The following is a 21,564-nucleotide window of genomic DNA, read 5'->3' on the forward strand; positions in this document are numbered from 1 at the left end:
GAGATGTACAGAAACTGAACACCGTGCTGTACAGGTGCCGACCTCGGCGCCGGAGAGCCGCTGACCTAGCGTGATGAGGTCACACTCACCTCAACCCGGGAGGTCGGCGATGCTGCCGAGGATCACCGGTGCCCTCGGTCGGGCCGCGCACGGGCTCGGGCCGGCGACCGGCGCCGGTTCGCCGCGTGAGGCCCTGCGCGCCGGGCTCGGATCGTGTCTCGGTCTCGGGGTGCTCGGCGTCGTGATGCTGTCCTCCGGGGTGGATCTGCACCTCGGGATGTATCTCATCGCGCCGTTCGGTGCGACGACGGTGCTCGTGTTCGCCGCGCCCAACAGCCCACTCGCCCAGCCGTGGGCAGTCGTCGTCGGCAGCGTCGTCTCGGCGGTGGTCGGCGTCGGGATCACGCTCGTCGTCGACGAGCCCACGGTGCGGGTGGCGTTGGCGGTCGGGGCGGCCGTCGCGGCGATGATCCTGTGTCGGGCAGTGCATCCGCCTGCGGGTGCGGTGGCGATGAGTGCGGCTCTGGCACCCGACACCGTGCGTGAGCTCGGATTCCGTTTCGCCCTGGCGCCGGTCGCCGTCGGCGCCGTGCTGCTGGTGGTGACCGCCGTGGCATTCGGTCGGCTCACCGGGCGTCGCTACCCGTTCCGGCAGTTCGATCCGGTTGCCGACCCCGCCGAACGGGTGGGACTCCGTGAGGACGAACTCGCCGACATCCTGGCGCGCTATCAGCAGTCACTGAACCTCGGGGTCGCCGATCTCGCGCGACTGGTCGGAGCCGCCGAACTGCAGGCGGCCGGGCACGTCACCGGCCCGGTGGAGGTGGCGTCGGTGATGTCCCGGGATCTCGTGACGGTCGCTCCCCGGACCGGTCGGGCGGAACTCGCGCATCTCTTCGGTGAGCACGGATTCACCTCGCTGCCGGTCGTCGGTGCCGACGGTGCGTACGTGGGAGTGGTGTTCCAGATCGATCTCATCGAGTCCGGACTGTCCCCGACAGTTCCGGAGGTGCGCGGCACCCCGGAGGAGTTTGCCGCTCCGGAGGTGTTCGCCGCTCCGGAGGTGTGTGCCACCGACATCATGACCACGGATCTGCCGGTGGTACATCGGGATACGCCGATCGCCGCGTTGCTACCCCAGCTCGCCGAACGTGGCTGTGACGCGGTGCCGGTGCTCGACGGGCCGGCCATCGTCGGCATCGTGACCCAGACCGATCTCATCACGGTCCTCGCTCGTCACGCCCTGCGCAACGGCGGGAACGCGGTCACCGGGTAGGCCGACGTTCCCGGAGTATGCGGTGCTCTGGCTCAGATCCCGAGCGCTCGCATCCGCGCGTACAGCGTGGTCCGGGAGATCCCGAGTTCCCGGGCGGCCTGAACCTTGTTGTGCGAGCAGTGTTCCAGCGCGTCGATGATCGCCTGTCGCTCGGCCTGTTCGCGGCCGGCGAGGTGCGCGGCGCGGCTCGTGGTGCGGTACCGCTCGGGGAGGTCGGCGACCTCGACCGTGCGCGCCGACCGGGACCGGCAGGTGGCCACCGCCTCGTCGAGCACCGCCACCAACTCGGTGAGATTGCCCAGCCACTCCTGACTGAGAAGGCAGTCGGTGGCCCCGCTCGACAGTGCGGTGTCCGGCGCGAGGTCGGCGACGATGCCGCTGGCGATCGCGGCGAGCTCGGTGCTGCGTTGGCGCAGCGGCGGCAGGTCCACCCGTCGCGGGCAATGCCCGATGAGAGCCGCCGCCCCGGCGCCGAGTTGCGCCGGCGGACCGGTCACCACGATCACCGGCGCGGCCGATGTGGCCCGGCCCGCGGCATGGCGGAGCAGCGTCAGCGACCGGTCGTCGAGGAGTTCGGCGCCGTCGACGACCAGCGCCACCGACTCCGCGCGACTCCGCGCGAGCACCGCCGCGATGTCCGGCGCGGCGCCGTCGATGAGGGCGTCGGCGACGTCGACGACGATCGGGGGTCGGTGATCACCGCCGAGGTCGGCGGCCAGCGAGCGGGCCGTCGTGCTGCGTCCGGTACCCGGCTCACCGGTGATCGCGATGCCCGCGGCCACCGATGCCGGGCGTGCGGGTGTGGGGGGCGAGGTGGCTCCGACGGTCAGCGGCCGCAGATGGAACAGTGCCGCACCATGGGTCCCCGCCACCGGCTCGACGAGGATCTCCACGGCGGTCCCGCCGGCCAGGGTCAGCGACAGGGTGGTCGGGTGCAGCGCCGGGTCGGCCACCACGGCCCGCAGCGCGCCGAAGTCGGATGCGCAGAGTAGTTCGGCGGCAAGGGTATTGGTGAGCTGGATGTCGTCACCGATGGCGGCGACCGCGACATCGCGGCGCGGGGCGGCGCGCTGGAACGCGTCGAGCACCCGTCGTTGATGTGAGCGGGAGCGATCGAGGAGCCGATCGGCGATGTCGGCGACGATCCCGTTGACGAACGGCACCGCCAACGGGTTGGTGTTGTCGGCGACCTCGGTCATGCACAGACTGCCCACGAGGCGTCGGGTGGCCGGGTGGATGATCGGCTGACCGAAGCAGCTGAGTCGCTTGAACTTCTCGAGGTAGTGCTCGGAGCCGTTGACCATCACGCCGCGACGGATCTCGGCGGGCGTGCCGAGCGCGGTGGTGCCGACCGCGGCTTCGCCGAAGGGCACCCCGCTGGCCGCGCCGGCGCCGTCGAGTGCGCGCTCGATGGTGGTGCCGCCGGTGACGCGGGAGACCATGCGGCATTCGTGGTCGACGAGCAGTAGCGACATCTCGCTGCCGACGATCCGCGAGGCGGCGTCGTCGAGGACGGGCCGGGCGGCGTCGAGGAGCGGGTCGGCTGACGAGATGTCGACCGGCGCGGGCAGTACGTCGCTGTCGGGGCGGATTCCGGACATCGCTGATCGCCGCCAGGACGCTGCGATGACCTGTCGGCCGGGAGTCCGATGGCGGGGATCGGGGTGCGCTGCCGCTGTTGTGTCGATGGTCACAACGATGGCACATGTCGGGGTGCACGCGAAAGGCGCCGGTCCGCCCTCGGGAGGTCCGGTGCTGGTGGGGTGTCCGTCACCCGGTGGATTCGGCCGTTCGCCACGGCAGCCGCGTCCCGAGCCAGGACACCGCGAACGCGAGCCCGGCCATCCCGATGACGATGACGATCATCGACATCGTCATCGACAGGTAGCCCTGTGCGCGCGGGTCGATGAACGGATACGGATACCAGTCGACGACCGTGCCCCGGGTGAGCGTGTACACGCCGTAGACCAGGGGGATCGCCAACCAACTCCACCAACTCCACGCGGGCAGGCGGCGCGGTCGCACCACGATCCAGTCGACGAGCAGGACCAGCGGCAGCACACGGTGCAGCACCGAGTTGATCCACTCGATGTTCAGGTTCACGTCGATACCCGAGAGCAGCAGTGCGTAGACGATCCCGGTGATCGCCATGCATGTGGTCGCTGCTCCCCTGATCCATTGCCACACAACGGATTCCGGTGCGAATACGGCGCCGATCGTCAGCACGCAGACGGCGGCGATGTTCGACAGCACGGTGAAGTAGCTCAGGTAGTTGCCGAGGGTGAAACCGGCGACGTCGGCCTGCCGGATGGGCAACAGGATCAACGCCGCCGCACCCAGGGCCGCAAAGCCCAACCGCACGAGTCGAATCCACCAGAGGCGTTCGTCGATCCGGGACAGGACGGGGAATTCCGACATGACGCAATCCTGTCATGGTCGTCGTTCCTGTCATGCTCCTCGACGCGAGGTGGTTGGCGAGCCGACGATCGCGGCCAGGATCGACGCGACGACGCCGACCGCGGCGCTCGCGGCCACCATCCACAGGCCCGGACCGACGGTGGCCGCGTCGAGCCACTGCCGAAACGGGGTGAGTGAGGGATCGGTCGAGGCGACCGCGCGCCACGGGTCGCGGATGGCGCGTGCGGCGAAGAATGCACCGGCCCCGCCTGCGGCGACGCCGACCAGCGCCGGGAGCGAAGCGAGCGGGCTGAATCGATGCAGCGCCGGGAGCGAAGCGAGCGGGCTGAATCGTTGCATCGCGCCCATGAACACCAGGTGGCGTATGCAGAGCGCAGCCGCGGCGAGTACGAGTACCGCCCCGCAGATGACCGTCGGCATGCCCGCTGCGGTGTAGTGCGCGACGGAGAGCGGATCGAAGTCGCCCGCGGCACCACCGTGGCTGACGGTGCCGAGTCCACTGATGGTGTAACTCCGTTGCCGGCCGGTGGTGTCGGTGAACGAGATCGTCGCCCAGCCGAGCAGACTTCCGGCGATCATCGCGGCGCCGGCAAGGGCGAGGATCGCGGCGCAGAGCGTGGCGGTGGTTCCGCGGGTGCGTCGTGCGGGAGCCGGCGGCGGGATCGGAGTCGGCGGAGGTGGTGCCTGTGGGATCGGAGCGGGCGGTCGGGCCCGGGTGACGGTGCGCTCGTCGGTGGCGGGCCGGGTGCGCGGGGGTGGGGTCCCGGGTGGCGGGGTTCGATGTGGTGGGGTTCGCGGTGGTGGGGTTCGCGGCGGTCGAGTGCGCCACTGGGTGTGGGGCACTCGGGGCAGCGCCGTCGTCGTCGGGTCCGGAGTCGCGATGGTGCTCGTTGTGGCAGTGCTCGTTGTGGCAGTACTTCTTGCGGCGGTGCTCGACGCGACGAGCGCGGCGGCGAACGATCGGCAGTCGCGGTGGCGATCCTCGGGGTGTTTGGCCAGGGCGGTGGCGAAGGCCGCATCGAGCCCTGCGAGGTCGGGATGGGCGAGGCCGAGAGCGGGGGCGGGTCGGGCGAGATGGTCGCGGATCAGAGCGGCGGGCTCGGCCGCGTGGAACGGTGTGGTGCCGGTGAGGAGCTGATAGGCCGTGCACGCCAGGGAGTACTGATCCGAGAGTGCGGTCGCCGCGCCGCCCTCGATGATCTCGGGCGCGCAGTAGGCCAGGGTGCCGATGATGGCGTTGGTTGCGGTCAGTGGTGTGGCGTCGCCGCCGGCGAGCTTGGCGATCCCGAAGTCCAGGACGATCACCCGGTCGATCTCCTGGGTCGATGCCGCGCGGGTGACGACGATGTTCGCGGGCTTGATGTCGCGGTGCACCACTCCTTGGTGGTGGGCGTGGTCGAGGGCGTCGGCGACGCGGCCCACGATGTGCACGACCTCGTCGGGTGTGAGGTCCGCGGCGCTCAGGTCGGCGCCGTCGATGTAACTCATCGTGAACCACGGTGTCTCGTCGACGATCCCGAAGTCGTGCACCGTGATGATGCCCGGATGGTCCAGGGCCGCGGCGGTGCGGGCCTCATGGAGGAAGCGACGCGCGAACTCGTCGTTACCCGCCCCGAGACGCGAGATGACCTTCAACGCCTGCCGCCGCAGCAGGTGTGGATGCTCCACCAGGTAGACCTCGCCCATGCCGCCGGCGCCGAGCGGGGCGAGCACGGTGTATCCGGCGAAGGTCGAGCCGACTCGTAATGTCATGGTCTCGTGCCCTTGCTCGGATGGCGGGTCGGTGATCGACCGGGTCTGTGATCGACGATGTCACACCCGACCTGTGGTGGTCACGTGCTCGGTCCTCCATTCGGCGGATCGGATCTGCGGGGTGGGATGCCGCGAGCGCGACGTGCACCGGCGATACCGTGGTCGCATGCGTGTGGCGACCTGGAACGTGAACTCGGTGAAACAGCGGATTCCCCGGCTGTTGCCCTGGCTGGATGAGCGGCGCCCCGATGTGGTGTGCCTGCAGGAGACCAAACTCTCCGACGACGTCTTCGACACCGTCCTCGGGCCCGAATTCACCGACCGCGGTTACGAGTTCGTGCACGTCGGGCAGGGGCAGTGGAACGGGGTCGCGATCCTGTCCCGGGTCGGTCTGTCCGAGGTGCGCCGCGGATTCGCCGGTGCGCCAGGCTATCCCGACCCCGAGTCGGCGCCCGAGGCGCGTGCGGTGTCGGCGATCTGCGGGGGAGTGCGCGTGTACTCCCTCTATGTACCCAACGGCCGCGAGCCCGACTCCGATCACTACCGCTACAAGCTCGCGTGGCTCGACCGGCTCCGGGAAGTGGTCGCGCCCGAGGCGGCCACGACGATGCTGTGCGGCGACATCAACATCGCGCCCGCCGACGCCGATGTGTTCGACCCCAAGGCCTATGAGGGCCACACCCACGTCACCGAACCCGAGCGCGCGGCGCTCGCAGGTCTGGAGGATCTCGGCCTGACCGACGTGGTGCGCACCCGGTGGCCGTCCGAACGCGTCTTCAGTTATTGGGACTACCGTGCCGGAATGTTCCACAAGGATCTCGGCATGCGGATCGACCTGATCCTCGCCGGCGCCGACACCGCACCCCGGGTGGCCGCGACGTGGGTGGACCGCGCCGCGCGCAAGGGGTCCAAGCCGAGCGATCACGCACCGGTCATCGTCGACCTCGACGACGCCCCCGACGGCGACATCGGACCGATGGTTCCGCCGCCGTCCAATCCGGCGCGCCGCGGATCGTCGAAGGTGTCGTTGCCGCAGGCCAAGGACGTCGGCCCGGGCCGGGCCTCCTCGTGAACGACGCCGGGACGGGCGCCGCCGCCAACGATGCCCGTCGGCACCCACAGTGGTACGGCGTCCTCACCGCGCGCCGCGGCGGACCGCTGCCGCCCGCTCGGGCGGCCTCACGGCTCTCGGCGTACGTTTACGGCAACCTGCTGGTGTTGGCGGCGATCGTCCTCGCCTCGGCCGGCGACATCTACGAGGGACATGCGGTGCTGATCGTGCTCGGCACCGGGCTGACCACCTACATCGCGCACATCTTCGCGGATCTGCTCGCGTGGGCCAACATCCCGGAGGCGCACGAGAGCACGAGCGGTAATCGCGCCGCCGACGGGGTGGATGAGGGCGCCGAGGTGAACGACGGCGAAGTCGAACGCCCCGACCTGCGCCGCGAAATCCTCGACGAGCTGCGCGACGCCGTGCCCATCATGTCGTCGGCGATCTGGCCCGCCATCATCTTGGCCCTCGGGTACCACGACCTCATCCCGACGCAGGTCGCCCAGCTGGTGTCCGGCTGCGTCATCGTGATCCGGATCGCCTCGGTCCCGATCGTCACCGAGCGTGTCCGCGGCAATCGACTCGACATGCGCATGCTGATCGCCGGACTGATCGCCGCCGGGCTCGCCGCGGTCATCGTGATGCTCAAGACCTTTCTGGGCCATTGAGCACCTCCGGTGCTGGGCCATTGAGCACCTCCGGTGCTGGCCATCGAGCACCTCCGGTGCTGGCCATCGAGCACCTCCGGTGTGCGTGTCCGATTTCCTGGTGCGGGAATGTTCAGGCAGGTCAGGTGGTTCACCAACCACGTCCGGTCATCTGCCGATCACCCCGGGTTGCGGTCGCGTTGGCCGTCTGGATCCGATTTTTGACCTGTGTGAACCCCATCGGTAGAGTGGACCGTCGGTGCCTGGCAACAGCCGGGCCAGTCCGCGTGCCCTGCCCACGCCGCCCGAGGTTTACGCCGACGGCGACGGAGGTAGACAGCTCGCATGGGAACTCCCGCCCGTGCGAGGGGTGGCCGGACTGACAAGCGATTCCGCTGTCGGGTGTTTGACACGCCCGACCTCGGGGTAGCAATAACTGTACTGACCAGGGTCTACGCCCTGGTGGGGCGAGTTGTGGAGGTCGCCGGAAGTCCGGTCCCGACCGATTCCGACGACCTGCCCGGAGCACAAACCACGACGACAACACCATCGAGCGCTCCACCTCGCGTGCGGGCGAACGTGCCGACAAAGGAAGAAATACTCAGTGCCAACGATCAATCAGCTGGTCCGCAAGGGCCGTCATGACAAGGCTGCGAAGAAGAAGACCGCAGCGCTCAAGGGAAGCCCGCAGCGTCGCGGCGTGTGCACCCGCGTCTACACCACCACCCCCAAGAAGCCGAACTCCGCGCTGCGCAAGGTTGCCCGTGTGCGCCTGACCAGTGCCGTCGAGGTCACCGCTTACATCCCGGGTGAGGGCCACAACCTGCAGGAGCACTCGATGGTGCTCGTGCGTGGTGGTCGTGTGAAGGACCTCCCCGGTGTGCGTTACCGGATCATCCGCGGCTCGCTCGACACCCAGGGTGTCAAGGACCGCAAGCAGGCCCGCAGCCGTTACGGCGCGAAGAAGGGGAGCTGATAAGCGATGCCACGTAAAGGACCCGCACCCAAGCGCCCGCTGATCAACGATCCCGTCTACGGTTCGCCGCTGGTCACCCAGCTGGTCAACAAGATCCTGCTGGACGGCAAGAAGTCGACCGCCGAGCGCATCGTTTACGGCGCACTCGAGCAGGCCCGCGAGAAGACCGGCACCGACCCGGTGGTCACCCTCAAGCGCGCCCTCGACAACGTCAAGCCGACCCTCGAGGTCAAGAGCCGCCGCGTCGGCGGTGCCACCTACCAGGTGCCGATCGAGGTCAAGCCGAACCGTGCCAACACCCTCGCCCTGCGTTGGCTGGTGACCTTCAGCCGGCAGCGTCGCGAGAAGACCATGGTCGAGCGTCTGGCCAACGAGCTGCTCGACGCCTCCAACGGTCTGGGCGCGTCGGTGAAGCGTCGCGAGGACACCCACAAGATGGCCGAGGCCAACCGGGCGTTCGCGCACTACCGCTGGTAGAAGAACTCAACACCGGGCACTGGCCGCTCGGAGCGCAGCGACGACCGGCCAGTCCACCCGAGCCTGCGAGGGTGGGGGCGAGCGCAGCGAGCCCGGGCTGACAAATGAAGACAGCCTTTAGTCCGAAATCTTCCCGAAGGGAACTTGATGGCACAGGAAGTGCTCAGCGACCTCAACAAGGTTCGCAACATCGGCATCATGGCCCACATCGATGCCGGCAAGACCACCGCGACCGAGCGAATCCTTTTCTACACCGGTGTGAACTACAAGATCGGTGAGACCCACGACGGCGCCTCGACGACGGACTGGATGGAGCAGGAGAAGGAGCGGGGGATCACCATCACCTCCGCTGCGGTGACCTGTTTCTGGAACAAGAACCAGATCAACATCATCGACACCCCGGGCCACGTCGACTTCACCGTCGAGGTGGAGCGCAGCCTGCGCGTGCTCGACGGTGCGGTCGCGGTGTTCGACGGCAAGGAAGGCGTCGAGCCGCAGTCCGAGCAGGTCTGGCGACAGGCCGAGAAATACGACGTGCCGCGTATCTGCTTCGTCAACAAGATGGACAAGCTCGGTGCGGACTTCTTCTTCACCGTGCGCACCATCGAGGAGCGTCTCGGTGCCAAGCCGCTCGTCCTGCAGCTGCCGATCGGTGCCGAGGACAACTTCGACGGCGTCGTCGACCTGATCACCCAGAAGGCGATCACCTGGCGCGGCACCGTCGAGATCGGTGCGGAGCCGACCTTCGAGGAGATCCCCGCCGATCTCGTCGATCAGGCCGCCGAGTACCGCGAGAAGCTGCTCGAGACCGTCGCCGAGAGCGACGAGGCGTTGCTGGAGAAGTACTTCGGTGGTGAAGAGCTCTCCGAGGACGAGATCAAGGGCGCGATCCGCAAGCTCACGATCGCCCGCGAGTACTACCCGGTGATCTGTGGTTCGGCGTTCAAGAACAAGGGCATCCAGCCGATGCTCGACGCCGTCATCGCGTACCTGCCGTCCCCGCTGGACGTGCCGAGCGTCGAGGGCCACGCGGTGGGCAACGAGGAGGAGATCCTCTCTCGCAAGCCCAGTGCCGACGAGCCGTTCTCGGCTCTGGCGTTCAAGATCGCCGCGCACCCGTTCTTCGGCAAGCTGACCTTCGTGCGGGTGTACTCCGGTCACATCAGTGCGGGTACCCAGGTGCTCAATGCCACCAAGGGCAAGAAAGAGCGCATCGGCAAGCTCTTCCAGATGCACGCCAACAAGGAGAACCCGGTCGACGAGGCCTGGGCCGGACACATCTACGCGATGATCGGGCTCAAGGACACCACCACCGGTGACACCCTGTGCGACCCGAACGCACCCATCGTGCTCGAGTCGATGAGCTTCCCGGATCCGGTCATCAACGTCTCCATCGAGCCGAAGACCAAGTCCGACCAGGAGAAGCTCGGCACCGCGATCCAGAAGCTCGCCGAAGAGGATCCGACGTTCTCGGTCCACCTCGACGAGGAGACCGGTCAGACCGTCATCGGCGGTATGGGCGAGCTCCACCTCGACATCCTCGTCGACCGCATGCGTCGCGAGTTCAAGGTCGAGGCGAACGTCGGTAAGCCGCAGGTGGCCTACCGCGAGACGATTCGCAAGACCGTCGAGAAGCACGAGTACACGCACAAGAAGCAGACCGGTGGTTCCGGCCAGTTCGCGAAGGTCATCATCAAGCTCGAGCCCCTGGTGGACGCCGAGGATGGTGCGACCTACGAATTCGAGAACGCCGTGACCGGTGGTCGTGTGCCGCGCGAGTACATCCCGTCGGTGGATGCCGGTGCGCAGGACGCGATGCAGTACGGCGTGCTCGCCGGTTATCCGTTGGTCAACTTGAAGGTCACCCTGCTCGACGGTCAGTACCACGACGTCGACTCCTCGGAAATGGCCTTCAAGATCGCCGGTGCACAGGCTCTCAAGGAGTCTGCGCGGATGGCGAGCCCGGTCATCCTGGAGCCGATCATGGCCGTCGAGGTCACGACTCCGGAGGATTACATGGGTGACGTGATCGGCGACCTGAACTCCCGCCGTGGCCAGATCCAGGCCATGGAGGAGCGCAGCGGTGCCCGTGTCGTCAAGGCGCAGGTTCCGCTGTCGGAGATGTTCGGCTACATCGGCGACCTGCGGTCGCGGACCCAGGGCCGGGCTAACTACTCCATGGTGTTCGACTCGTACGCCGAGGTTCCGGCGAACGTGTCGAAGGAAATCATCGCGAAGGCCACCGGCGAGTAATTCACTCGCTGCGCGGTCTGTCGCGAAGCGCTCACGGCGACCGACGCCGTGGTGACACGGCGCGAACAACGTAAGAGAAAACCCCTGCTGGGATCCGCCCAGTAGAGCAACAAGTCCAGGAGGACAATCAAGTGGCGAAGGCGAAGTTCGAGCGGACCAAGCCGCACGTGAACATCGGCACCATCGGTCACGTCGACCACGGCAAGACCACCCTGACCGCGGCCATCACCAAGGTCCTGCACGACAAGTACCCGACCCTCAACAAGAGCTTCGCGTTCGATCAGATCGACAAGGCTCCTGAAGAGAAGGCTCGTGGTATCACGATCAACATCTCGCATGTCGAGTACGAGACCGAGAAGCGTCACTACGCCCACGTGGACGCCCCCGGTCACGCCGACTACATCAAGAACATGATCACCGGTGCGGCTCAGATGGACGGCGCGATCCTCGTGGTTGCCGCCACCGACGGTCCGATGCCGCAGACCCGTGAGCACGTGCTGCTGGCCCGCCAGGTCGGTGTGCCCTACATCCTGGTCGCCCTGAACAAGGCCGACATGGTCGACGACGAAGAGATCATCGAACTCGTCGAGATGGAGGTCCGCGAACTGCTGGCCGCCCAGGAGTTCGACGAGGAAGCCCCCGTCGTCAAGGTGTCGGCGCTCAAGGCCCTCGAGGGTGACCCGGAGTGGGTCAAGTCCGTCGAGGAGCTCATGGACGCGGTCGACGAGTCGATCCCGGATCCGGTTCGCGAGACCGACAAGCCGTTCCTGATGCCCGTCGAGGACGTCTTCACCATCACCGGCCGCGGCACCGTGGTCACCGGTCGTGTGGAGCGCGGCGAGGTCAACGTGAACGAGGAAGTCGAGATCGTCGGCATCCGCGAGAAGTCCACCAAGACCACCGTCACCGGTATCGAGATGTTCCACAAGCTCCTCGATTCGGCGCAGGCGGGCGACAACGCCGGTCTGCTGCTCCGCGGCCTCAAGCGTGAGGACGTCGAGCGTGGCCAGGTCATCGTGAAGCCGGGCACCACGACCCCGCACACCGAGTTCGAGGGCCAGGCCTACATCCTGTCCAAGGACGAGGGCGGCCGTCACACCCCGTTCTTCAACAACTACCGTCCGCAGTTCTACTTCCGTACCACCGACGTGACCGGCGTCGTGACCCTCCCCGAGGGCACCGAAATGGTCATGCCGGGCGACAACACCGAGATGAGCGTCAAGCTCATCCAGCCGGTCGCCATGGACGAGGGCCTGCGCTTCGCCATCCGCGAGGGTGGCCGCACCGTTGGTGCGGGTCGAGTCACGAAGATCGTCAAGTGACGATTTCCCGTGCCCTCTGTGGTGGCGTGAGAGCGTTGTCATGTGGGCACGGGCCTGCGTCACGGATCGTCAAGTGATGATTTCCCGTGCCCTCTGTGGTGGCGTGAGAGCGTTGTCATGTGGGCACGGGCCTGCGTCACGGATCGTCAAGTGACACTCTGACTCACTGAGTTATCAAAGGCGCCCCAACCGCTTTCGCGGTTGGGGCGCCTTCTCGTTGTGTCAGGCGATGCTGCCGCAGACGTAGCAGAAGGTTCGCCCTACGCGTGACCTTCTGCTACGTCTGCGCCCAGCTGAGCGGCGAACGCCGCGGCATCGGCACACGATCCGCCCCGTTCCCGCCCGCGTGCCCACGCGCAGAACAACTCGGTGAACCTGCGCTCCCCGAGTTCTGCACACAGCAGCGGCAGATGTCGGGCCGCCTCACCGGATCGCTTGCGCAACAGGGTATCTTCGACGGCGCGCAGCCGCGTCGGGTCGAAGCCCGCAGGCGTCGGCGCACCGGTGACGAGCGCGCGCACGAGGTCTTCTTGCCGTTGCGCTAGGCCGGTCACGACGCCGCCCACCAGCGGCTGCCGACGGTGATCCGGTCCATCCGCGCGGCGTCGGCGATCGCGTCGAGTTCACCGAGGAGCTCGGTCACCGGCGGATACCGGCCGTCGCGCTCGAGCATGAATGCCGGCGCGCGCCCGGTGGCGGCGAGCCGGGTGACGAGGTCGAGCACCGCGTCGGGAACGGGCGCGGTGTGGGTGTCGTGATAGAGCACCCCGTCGGATTCGCCGCCGGCGACGTGACAGTAGGCGATCGCCTCGAGCGGCATCCGGGAGAGTTCGACGGCCGGATCGATACCCGAGTTGCGGGCACACGCATACACATTCGCGACGTCCAGCAGCAGCCGGACCCCGGTGCGCTCGACGATCTCGGCGAGGAACTCACCCTCGGTGTACTCGTCGTCGGGCCAGGAGAACAATGCTGCGATGTTCTCCACCGCCAGCGGCACCGACAACCGGTCCTGGGTGCGAGTGATGTTGTCGCACAACACTGCCAGCGCTTCACGCGTCCGGGGGACGGGCAACAGATGCCCGGCCTCGACGCCGCCCGCCCGGACGAACGCGATGTGTTCACTGACCAGCGGCGACCGCAGGCGGCGAACCGCGCGTGCCAGAACGTCGATCCGGTCGTCGGTCACCGGCTCGGCACCACCCAGAGACAGGCCGACGCCGTGCGGGATCACCGGCACCCCCAGCGCCGTAAGCGGTTCGACGTCGATGTGCGGCACCGACTCGGCGATGACCTCACAGAATCCGAGGCCGGGAAGGTCGTCGACGACGGCCGCGATCTCCGGGCGCCAGCCGATCCCGATACCGGCGACCTGTGACGCACTACGTGATCTGCTCATGAGGAACCCTTTCTCTGATGCGCCCCGCCTCGTGGTGATCTCGTTGTCCCGGGTGGTCGTACGCGGTGATCACCCGCCGCATCCGCCGCCACCGCCTCCACAGCTGGATCCGCCACTGCTGCAGCCACTCCAGCCCCCACCGCAACTGTGTGACGAACCCCCGTGATGCGAGCCGCCGTCGCTGCCGCCGTAGAAGGCGGACCCGAACCACGATGCTCCGCCGCTGCCCGTGGCACGTCGTGAACGGGCCTTTCTCACGACAGGTGTTGTGGGGGTGGCGATCCCCGGATCGGGGGCCGTCGTCGTCGGGCGGAGCAGCGGGTCGGCGGCCAGGCGCGGATCGAGGAGTGCAAGTGCTTCGATGCCGTGCAGGGCTGCGGCGACGGCGGCGTGGTGTGCTCCGAGGGTGGCGAGCGCGGGCCGGTACTGCGGCGCGAGCAACCTGTGCCGCCGGCGCAGTTCGGCGAGTACCGCCTCGCCGCGCGCGGTCCGCTCACGAGGATGGACTGCGCACCAGATACACACCGCGGCAAGGCATATCACGATGACGACGAGATAGCCGACCGGCTTGCGGTGCGCGAGGCCGGCCACGATCCGTGCGAGCCCGAGGACGAGTACCGGGATCAGGACGGCCACCCCGACCGCGCGTCGGCGTGCGTGGCGCAGGCCCACGTCAATGAGCTCCGAGTGCACCTGCCGCAACGGCACCGACACGTCACGCAAGGCACTCGTGCCGCGTCGCGCATAACGGTCACCGACCGCCCGGACAAACCGATCATTCTGTGCGGGTGCAGCTTTCAGTCGATTGGTCACACGTCCGCTCGAGTTGATATAGCCGGCTGCCCGGAGTTGGGCGACCGCTGCGAGGACCGCATTCTCCTCGGAGACCAGTGCTCCGATCTGTGTGGGAGTGAGGTCGGGGAGATCATCGACCCGCTGATGGGCGGGACGTCGCCGCACGATGACGACGGCGAGAGCCGCCACCGAGATGACGGCATAGAGGGCGAGGAAGGTCGTGCTGGGGATACCCCAGGTGTCGGTACTGTTCATGGTGTCACCGGCTTTCTCCCGGTGCGCACGCCTCGCCACGAGGCATGCGCGGAGGTGAACCCGCGATTACGAGGCGCGGGGAAAGGCATCGTCGGCCGGCGCGACGTTGCGCAGGCCCGACACTCGTTGCGGCGGCGGCCGTTCGGTTACTACTTCTCGGCCCGAGAGTCACTGCGTGTCAGGTGATCTCAGTATCTACGCGGCGTGCGAATGCGCCAGTGGTGAAGGCCTGCCGTGGCCGATTCGTGACCGATTCCATCGGATGCTCACAGATATCGATCCGGTGAGCTGGGGCGATGTGTCAGGGTTTGTTGGCCGGCCAGTTGTAGATGAAGTCCAGCAGACCCGTCCCCGGCCCCTTGGGGGTCTTCAGTGCCGTGCTGTTGATCAGGTAGTAGGTGCTCCCGATGCCGGTCCACACGGCTCCGACGACCTGGTGTTCCATGCTCTCGGTCGCCGGGAGGACCTTCGCGAGTTCGGCGAACAGATTCGGCAGCGCCCCGGTGTACTTCACCACCCGGAACCAGGCGGTCTTGCGCAGCGGGGTCTTGTGGCGATCGTTGATGCGCAGTTCGACGTTGGCCTGCGGCGACATCCAGTCGCTGATCTTGGTGACCGGTTGGATCTGCCGGAGATCACTGAACGTCGGATAGAAGACCTGGGACAGGTGGATGTGGAGTTGGTCCTGGCCTCGTCGGTCCTTGGAGTTGACGCCCAGCGCGAGTGGGGAGGACGGCTTGGCCGGGATGTTCGCGACGGCCTCGCGCCACGCACCGGCCCACCAGTTGGGCGGATCGTGGCGCAGGTAGCTGCATTCGATACCCGAGATGCGATTGGTCGGCATGAGCAGGATGTCGTTGTTGCCGTGCGGGTTGTCGCCGCCTCGTCGGATCGCGTAGTAGCGGTTGGGACTCGCCGAGATCTGCTTGACGTAGAGGTTGGACCCGGGCTGGGCGGGCGTGCACCCTTTGACCTGATCCCACAGCCAGAAACGGGCGTTCGTCTTGCCCGAGTCCGACGGGCTGCCGCAGTCGGGTGGGGGAGCACCCCACGCGATGCCGGCGACGCCCGTTCCGGCGACCGCGCCGACGCCGAGGGCGGCCGTCGTGGTGAGGAAGGTGCGCCGACTCAACCCGCGGCTCGGAGTGGATGCGCCCGGCAAGGGGGTGGAGTCGCTGTCCATGGCCGGCCCTCTCACCGATGAGCCCGGCTGGTCGGCCGGTTGCTCCGTCTGAGCCATGAGTGTGCCAGTCGGCGAAGGCCCCGGTTACTCGAACGCCGAAATCGATTCAGGTTTTCCACATGTTTCGCTCAGCGAATTCCGAGCTACTTAGACCTCATAAGTCACACTAGTAACATTACGTCACAATTGCCACTTGGGTAACCGACTGGTCTCAATGTCGGTGCCCTGTGGTCACGAGCCTGGTGACAGCGGTCCGCACCGCCCTAATGTCCTGGGCGTGCGTTCAAGTCTGAGACGGTCGGTCCACAAGCGCCTGGGCCGGCGAATCGTCGCCGCGACCATCGTGGCGTCGGCGTTGGTGATCTCCCTGTCCAGTGGTGTCGGTGACGCCGATGCGGCATCGCTGAACCGGATCTCGGTCGGGGGGTGCGGGATGCCCGCGAGCCCGGTCGACATCTGGGCCCGGCCGGGCAACTACAAGACGGTGATCGCCCTCGATGGACTACGAGCCACCAGCGACATGAGCGGCTGGCGTCATGAGACCAACATCGCCCGCCTGGCCGACTCGGGCGTCAACGTCGTCGAACCCGTCGGTGGACTCGCGAGTTTCTACACCAACTGGGACACCGCCAGCCCGGGCAACAAGATCAAGTACCGCTACATGTGGACCTGCCGGTTGGACCGGATCGTCGCCGCCCTGGACGCGCGCGGGCTCGCCGTCGGGCCGTGGGGCAAGTACGCCATCATGGGCATCTCGATGGGCGGCGGCTCGGCGATGATCTACGGTGCGTATCACCGCAACCGGATCTCGCATGTGTTCTCGATGTCGGGTTACGTGAACCTGTCGGCCCCGACGATGCGCGAGGCCGTGCGCCTGGCGTTGATCGACGCAGGCGTCGAAGCCGGGATGGGTCCGTTCAGCGCGGATGCGATGTGGGGCCCGCCGTGGAGCGATCGCTGGCAGCGCAACGACGCACTCGTCCAGTTGCCGCGGATGCGCGGGATGAAGATCCGGGTCGCCGCAGGATCAGCCGCCTGGGGCCGCTACAACACCGACGCCGTCAACTCCGTGAAGGGCACCCCGCTCGAGGCGGTCGCACTGGCGCAGACCCGGTCATTCGAGGTGGGCGCCGCACTGCAGGGCATCCGGATCACCACCGACTTCCCCACCGTGGGGACACACACCTGGGGTTACTGGCAGGACATGGTCTGGCGCGCCAAGAACTCCGGCTGGTTCCGGGACCGCTGATTCACCGGACAGGCGCCGACAGGGGATGCGGCGCCTTGCCTGGGGTGATCGGCGGGTGCGTGGCGGAACCGTCGACGACGTGGCATCGGACCCTCCTCGGGGTCGGGTACCGCGTCGTCGACGGTGCCGTCAGGAGTTCGAACTCACCACTCGTCGAGTGAGACGTAACCGTCCTGGATCGCGCGGGCGAACAACGCCGACTTGGTGTTCGCCGCCCGGCCCACCGCCTCGTACTTGGCCCGGATGCGTGCCACGTGGGTGCTCACCGTCGACACACTGATGAACAGCGCCTTGGCGGCCTCCTGTTTGGACTCGGCGCGCAACCAGGCGACGAGCACCTCGACCTCGCGGCGTGAGAGGTCGGGACGTCGGCTCGCGGGACGGTTCACCGCATAGAGGTGGCGGTGGCGGGGATCGAGATGGGGGTGGGGTCGGGAATCGTGCTGGGGTCGCCGATGCAACGGCGGCTCCTCGGTACCGGGGATGATGGTGACCTCCTGATGGATTCGCGCCGCAGCCCGACTCGCCGACGCGCAATGGATCGCGGTGTAGTCCGCGCGGACCAATCTTGGTGCGGAGGGGATGACGAAGCGCGCCGCAGTGGCTGAGAATCGGAAGTCGATACATTTCTCGATACGCTGACCAGCGCGAATCTGGTCCGACGACAGGACTCCTCTCGCCATGGGACCCGATGCCGTGCACACCCGCGACGAGCTCGGCCGCGCCCTCACCGGACTCCGCGAGCGGTCCGGGATGAGTGTGCGCGACGTCGCGTCCGACGCCGACGCGCTCCTGGGCACGGTCGCCGGATGGTTCGCCGGACAGCACGCCCCGACACGGGCGAGCCGGGAGATGTTCGAGCGTGTCCTCGCCGCGTGTGGCGTCGTCGAGGACGCCGACGTCCAGCAGTGGTGGGCCGCGGCCGAGCGGTCGTCGCGGCGCACCCGCAAGTCGGCGTCGTCGGTGTCACCGTACCGGGGCTTTGCTCCGTTCTCGGCCGACGACGGGGCCTGGTTCTTCGGTCGCGACGAACTGATCGACCGGCTCGCCGAGATGGTCCGCTCCCGGCTTCCCGAGACGGTGCCCGGGCCCGGCCCGGAGCCGGACCAGTCGGTCGGAGAGGGTGGGCCCGACTGGCTGCACGGCGTCGCGGTGGTCGGGGCGTCGGGGGTGGGTAAGTCCTCGCTCGTCCGGGCCGGCCTGTTGCCGCGCATCGGTACCGAGGAGCCGTTCCTCGATTGGCGCGCGGCGGTCATGGTGCCCGGCGACGACCCTGTCACCGCGCTCGAGCAGGCCGCGGCAACTCTCGACGAGACGCCCGGCGACGGCCCGGCGCTGCTCGTGATCGATCAGCTCGAGGAGCTGTGGACCCAGGGTGATTCCGCCGGGCGGGCGCGGCTGACCACCCGGCTGGCCGAGTTCGCCGCGCGCCGGCGCACCGTGGTGATCGGGGTGTTGCGCGCCGACTTCTACGAACGTGCCGCCGCCGGTCCGATCATCGCCTCGGTGCTGGCCAACTCGCAGCTACTCGTCACCCCGATGTTGCCCGCACAACTGCGGGAGGTGATCGTGCGGCCCGCCGAGGTCGCCGGGCTCACCGTGGACGACGATCTGGTGACCATGCTGCTCGACGACGTGGCGCCGTCGACGAGCGTGCGGCCGGTCGGCGCGGGTGTACTCCCACTGCTGTCCCATGCCCTGCGCGCCACGTGGGAGAAGTCTGATCGCCGACGACTCACGGTGCGTGACTACGTCTCGACCGGCCGCATCTCGGGAGCCGTCGAACAGACCGCGGAGTCGGTGTATGACTCACTCGACGACGCGCAGCGGGCCGTGGCGCGCCGAATCCTGTTGGAAATGGTCAACGTCGACGAGGAGACCGTCACCCGGCGCACCGTCCGGCTCGCCGATCTCGACGCCGACGACCCGGCCGGGGACAACCGTCATGTGCTCGAGACGTTCGCCGCGGCACGTCTGGTCACGGTGACGACCTCGCACGCCCAGGTCGCGCACGAGGCGCTGCTGACGGCCTGGCCGCGGCTGGGCGAATGGATCGACGCCGACCGCGAACGGCTGTTGCTGCGGCGTCGACTACAGACCCTGCGGGACACGTGGGAGTCCAACGGACGGCCCGACGACCTGCTGCCGATGCGGGCTCGGCTGGAGATGTTCCGGCCGCTCGCCGACGACGGCTCCTCGCTGGATCAGGCCAGCCGTGGCTTCCTGGAGGCCGGTGAGGCGCGGGTACGCGCCCAGGACGCCCAGGAACGACGCCGCAGTCGGCAGCTGCGCCGAATCGCTTTGACCGCCGGGGTCTTCGGCATCGTGGCGGTCACCGCAGCGGTCATCGCGGTGATCACCGGCGTGCATGCGGTGGGTCAGCGCGAGCAGGCCGAGGCCGCCCGGAATCAGGCGCTGAGCCGACAGCTGGCCATCCAGTCGAGCGAGTTGGAGGATCGTGACCCGTTTCTCGCCGCGCAGCTGGCCATGGTCGCCTATCAGACCTCGCCGACCCTCGAGGCGCGGTCGCGGTTGATCGACGCGACCGGTCACGGTGTCCCGAATCGCTTTGTCGGTGAGGGCGGATCGGTGCTGCTGGCCCGCTCGGGGTCATTGCTCGTCGCCGCCGGAGGCGGCGGGCAGGTGCGGCTGTTCGACGTGTCCGACCGCGGGATCAACCGGCAGGTCACCACCTTCCGCGCGCCCGGCGGCGGCGGTCGATTGGGTGGGGTCGCGATCCTGCCGGGGACGTCGACGGTGCTTCTCGGCGGTCGCGGCACCCTCACCGCCTGGAATGTCGCCGACCCCGCACACCCGGTGCGCGCCTTTGATTTCCCGGCCGTCGGCGGCGACGTCAACGCGCTCTCGGTGAGTCCCGACGGCCGGTTCGTCGTCGCCAGCGTGCCCGAGGTCGGGGTGCAGGTGTGGGTGAACTCGGACGGGACGTGGCGTCCGGTGCCGTTGCCGGGCAAGGTCGCCGGCGTCGCCGGCGCGGCCGCGTTCAGTCCCGACGGCCGTTCGCTGGCCACCAGCAGCGCCAACCGTCGCATCGATCTGTGGCGCATCGACGGCGACGACATCGTCGCGACGGGCGAGATCCCGCTCGATGCGTGGCGCGACAACGAACTCGCGCAGGGCCTGACCTACACGCCGGACGGTACGCGGCTGGTGGCGGCACTGCGCAGCCGCGTGATCGACGTCGTCGACGTCTCCGATCCGGCCGCTCCGCGTAAGGTCGCGGGGTTCGGCGGTTTCGACAGCTACGTGACGGCGGTGGCCGTCAACGCCGCCGGCACCGAGATCGCGGGCGCGGGCGCCGACAACACACTGCGGATCTTCGACCTGACCAACCCCTCGGCCGCTCCCCGGATCCTCACGGCTGCATCGAACGCGGTCTCGGTGGTGTTCGCCGGAGACCATGTGATCGCATCCAGTGATGATGGGCGGGTACAGGATTGGCCGCCGACGTCGAATCGGACGGTGATCGGGACCAACAGCGTCTACCAGATCCCGGCGAACGGCTCGACGACCCGGCTGCTCGCCGCCGACAGCGGCACCGATGGGCGGATCACCCAGTGGGACATCGAGTCCGACGGGCTGAGTCGCGCCGGACCGGATCTCGTTCCGCCGCCGGGCATGGTGTATTCGGGAGCGGTGACGCTGTCGCCGTCGGGCCGGATCGCGACCATGGGGACGGTCACCGGAGCGGTGCAGTTCGCCGACATGTCCGATCCCGCCGACCCGCACCTGGTGGGCTCGGTCGACGCGCAGCACACCCTCAACGAGACCGTGGACTACAGCGAACGGTCGCATCTGGCCGTGACCGGGGCCACCGACAGCAACATCGTCACCGTCATCGATGCCTCGGATCTAGCTGGGCCCAAGGTGGTTTCGACCTTCGACGCCGGCGGCGGGGTGTGGTGGACGACGCTGAGCCCCGACGGTCGCCGGGTCGCGGTGGCGACCTCCACCGGTGTCGTGCAACTGGTGGATCTCACCGATCCGGCGGCACCACGGGCATATCCGCATCCGATCGACTTCGAGGGCGCGGCGCTCGCGGTGCGCTTCTCCGCCCACGGCGACCGGATCGTGGCGACCTCGGAGGAACGTGCGGTCGTCGTCGCCGACGTCTCGAATCCGCAAGCGCCGCATACCATTGCGACATTGACCGGCCCGGCGGGCCAGCTCTACAGCGCCGGTTTCTCCGCCGACGGTTCCCACGTGATCGCCGGTGGCGGGAATTCGGAGGTGTGGGTGTGGAATCTGGCCGACGGAGGGTCGGCGGAGGTCGTGTTGCGCTCGTTCCCCGGACGGGTTTATGACGTGCGATTCGCGCCCGGTGATCGGATCCTCGCCGCCGGTGAGGCAGGGGTGATCGAGTCGTGGGAGCTCGATACCGGTGCGATCATCGACGCCCAGTGTGCGCAGACCGGCGATCAGATCACCGAGGAGGAATGGGCCACCTACGTCCACGGCATGGGCTATCAGCCTCCGTGCCGCCGGTGATC

General features: G+C 68.0%; 17 protein-coding genes. 9 read left to right on the plus strand and 8 right to left on the minus strand.

Annotated features, from left to right (window positions below; genetic code table 11):
• Positions 1 to 109 precede the first annotated feature (109 nt).
• Complete coding sequence (locus GOPIP_RS01995) at positions 110 to 1,276, plus strand: HPP family protein (protein WP_006367838.1); 1,167 nt, start codon at positions 110 to 112, stop codon at positions 1,274 to 1,276.
• A 32-nt stretch (positions 1,277 to 1,308) separates the two neighbouring features.
• Here GOPIP_RS01995 and GOPIP_RS02000 read toward each other — a convergent pair whose 3' ends face one another.
• The 3 genes from GOPIP_RS02000 to GOPIP_RS02010 form a co-directional block, all read right to left on the minus strand.
• Positions 1,309 to 2,970, minus strand: coding sequence for a sigma-54-dependent Fis family transcriptional regulator (locus GOPIP_RS02000; RefSeq protein WP_014361048.1), 1,662 nt, complete (start codon positions 2,968 to 2,970; stop codon positions 1,309 to 1,311).
• A gap of 76 nt (positions 2,971 to 3,046) precedes the next feature.
• A complete protein-coding gene (locus GOPIP_RS02005; RefSeq protein ID WP_006367840.1) occupies positions 3,047 to 3,694 on the minus strand; it encodes a Pr6Pr family membrane protein in 648 nt (215 codons plus the stop codon).
• A 30-nt stretch (positions 3,695 to 3,724) separates the two neighbouring features.
• On the minus strand, positions 3,725 to 5,446 hold the full coding sequence (locus tag GOPIP_RS02010) for a serine/threonine-protein kinase (protein ID WP_006367841.1): 1,722 nt from the start codon (positions 5,444 to 5,446) through the stop codon (positions 3,725 to 3,727).
• Positions 5,447 to 5,612: 166 nt separating this feature from the next.
• Here GOPIP_RS02010 and GOPIP_RS02015 point away from each other — a divergent pair, with 166 nt between their 5' ends.
• The 6 genes from GOPIP_RS02015 (at position 5,613) to tuf (ending at position 12,175) form a co-directional block, all read left to right on the plus strand.
• A complete protein-coding gene (locus GOPIP_RS02015; RefSeq protein ID WP_006367842.1) occupies positions 5,613 to 6,518 on the plus strand; it encodes an exodeoxyribonuclease III in 906 nt (301 codons plus the stop codon).
• Positions 6,515 to 7,168 carry a hypothetical protein gene (locus GOPIP_RS02020; RefSeq protein WP_006367843.1) on the plus strand — a complete coding sequence of 218 codons (654 nt, stop codon included), beginning with the start codon at positions 6,515 to 6,517 and terminating at the stop codon, positions 7,166 to 7,168. Before GOPIP_RS02015 ends, GOPIP_RS02020 begins: the two co-directional genes overlap by 4 nt.
• Before the next feature lie 583 nt (positions 7,169 to 7,751).
• Positions 7,752 to 8,123: a 30S ribosomal protein S12 gene (rpsL, locus tag GOPIP_RS02025; protein WP_006367844.1), complete on the plus strand. Its 372-nt coding sequence runs from the start codon at positions 7,752 to 7,754 to the stop codon at positions 8,121 to 8,123.
• Between the two features lie 6 nt (positions 8,124 to 8,129).
• A complete protein-coding gene (rpsG, locus tag GOPIP_RS02030; RefSeq protein WP_005199940.1) occupies positions 8,130 to 8,600 on the plus strand; it encodes a 30S ribosomal protein S7 in 471 nt (156 codons plus the stop codon).
• Between the two features lie 147 nt (positions 8,601 to 8,747).
• Entirely contained in the window at positions 8,748 to 10,853 is a 2,106-nt protein-coding gene (gene fusA / locus GOPIP_RS02035; RefSeq protein ID WP_006367845.1) for an elongation factor G, read from the plus strand.
• Between the two features lie 131 nt (positions 10,854 to 10,984).
• On the plus strand, positions 10,985 to 12,175 hold the full coding sequence (tuf, locus tag GOPIP_RS02040) for an elongation factor Tu (RefSeq protein ID WP_006367846.1): 1,191 nt from the start codon (positions 10,985 to 10,987) through the stop codon (positions 12,173 to 12,175).
• A 260-nt stretch (positions 12,176 to 12,435) separates the two neighbouring features.
• On the opposite strand, the gene GOPIP_RS28125 is transcribed toward tuf, so the two are convergent.
• From GOPIP_RS28125 to GOPIP_RS02060, 4 genes are all read right to left on the minus strand, one after another.
• Entirely contained in the window at positions 12,436 to 12,729 is a 294-nt protein-coding gene (locus tag GOPIP_RS28125; RefSeq protein ID WP_081482470.1) for an SCO6045 C-terminal-like domain-containing protein, read from the minus strand.
• Positions 12,726 to 13,574, minus strand: a complete 849-nt coding sequence (locus GOPIP_RS02050) for an MbnB/TglH/ChrH family RiPP precursor modification enzyme (RefSeq protein ID WP_006367848.1) — start codon at positions 13,572 to 13,574, stop codon at positions 12,726 to 12,728. Before GOPIP_RS02050 ends, GOPIP_RS28125 begins: the two co-directional genes overlap by 4 nt.
• Before the next feature lie 69 nt (positions 13,575 to 13,643).
• Positions 13,644 to 14,624, minus strand: a complete 981-nt coding sequence (locus GOPIP_RS02055; protein ID WP_006367849.1) for a TIGR04222 domain-containing membrane protein — start codon at positions 14,622 to 14,624, stop codon at positions 13,644 to 13,646.
• 301 nt (positions 14,625 to 14,925) lie between these two features.
• Positions 14,926 to 15,807 carry a CDP-diacylglycerol diphosphatase gene (locus GOPIP_RS02060; RefSeq protein WP_035726907.1) on the minus strand — a complete coding sequence of 294 codons (882 nt, stop codon included), beginning with the start codon at positions 15,805 to 15,807 and terminating at the stop codon, positions 14,926 to 14,928.
• Between the two features lie 277 nt (positions 15,808 to 16,084).
• On the opposite strand from GOPIP_RS02060, the gene GOPIP_RS02065 reads away from it, so the two are divergent.
• Entirely contained in the window at positions 16,085 to 17,056 is a 972-nt protein-coding gene (locus tag GOPIP_RS02065; RefSeq protein WP_035726908.1) for an alpha/beta hydrolase, read from the plus strand.
• Positions 17,057 to 17,199: 143 nt separating this feature from the next.
• Here GOPIP_RS02065 and GOPIP_RS29835 read toward each other — a convergent pair whose 3' ends face one another.
• Positions 17,200 to 17,622, minus strand: coding sequence for a helix-turn-helix transcriptional regulator (locus tag GOPIP_RS29835; protein ID WP_006367852.1), 423 nt, complete (start codon positions 17,620 to 17,622; stop codon positions 17,200 to 17,202).
• Positions 17,623 to 17,737: 115 nt separating this feature from the next.
• Between GOPIP_RS29835 and GOPIP_RS02075 the strand changes: the two genes are divergently transcribed.
• On the plus strand, positions 17,738 to 21,562 hold the full coding sequence (locus tag GOPIP_RS02075; RefSeq protein ID WP_006367853.1) for an nSTAND1 domain-containing NTPase: 3,825 nt from the start codon (positions 17,738 to 17,740) through the stop codon (positions 21,560 to 21,562).
• Positions 21,563 to 21,564 lie beyond the last annotated feature (2 nt).

The sequence above is a fragment of the Gordonia polyisoprenivorans NBRC 16320 = JCM 10675 genome, assembly GCF_000241325.1.
In the GTDB taxonomy this organism is placed as follows: domain Bacteria; phylum Actinomycetota; class Actinomycetes; order Mycobacteriales; family Mycobacteriaceae; genus Gordonia; species Gordonia polyisoprenivorans.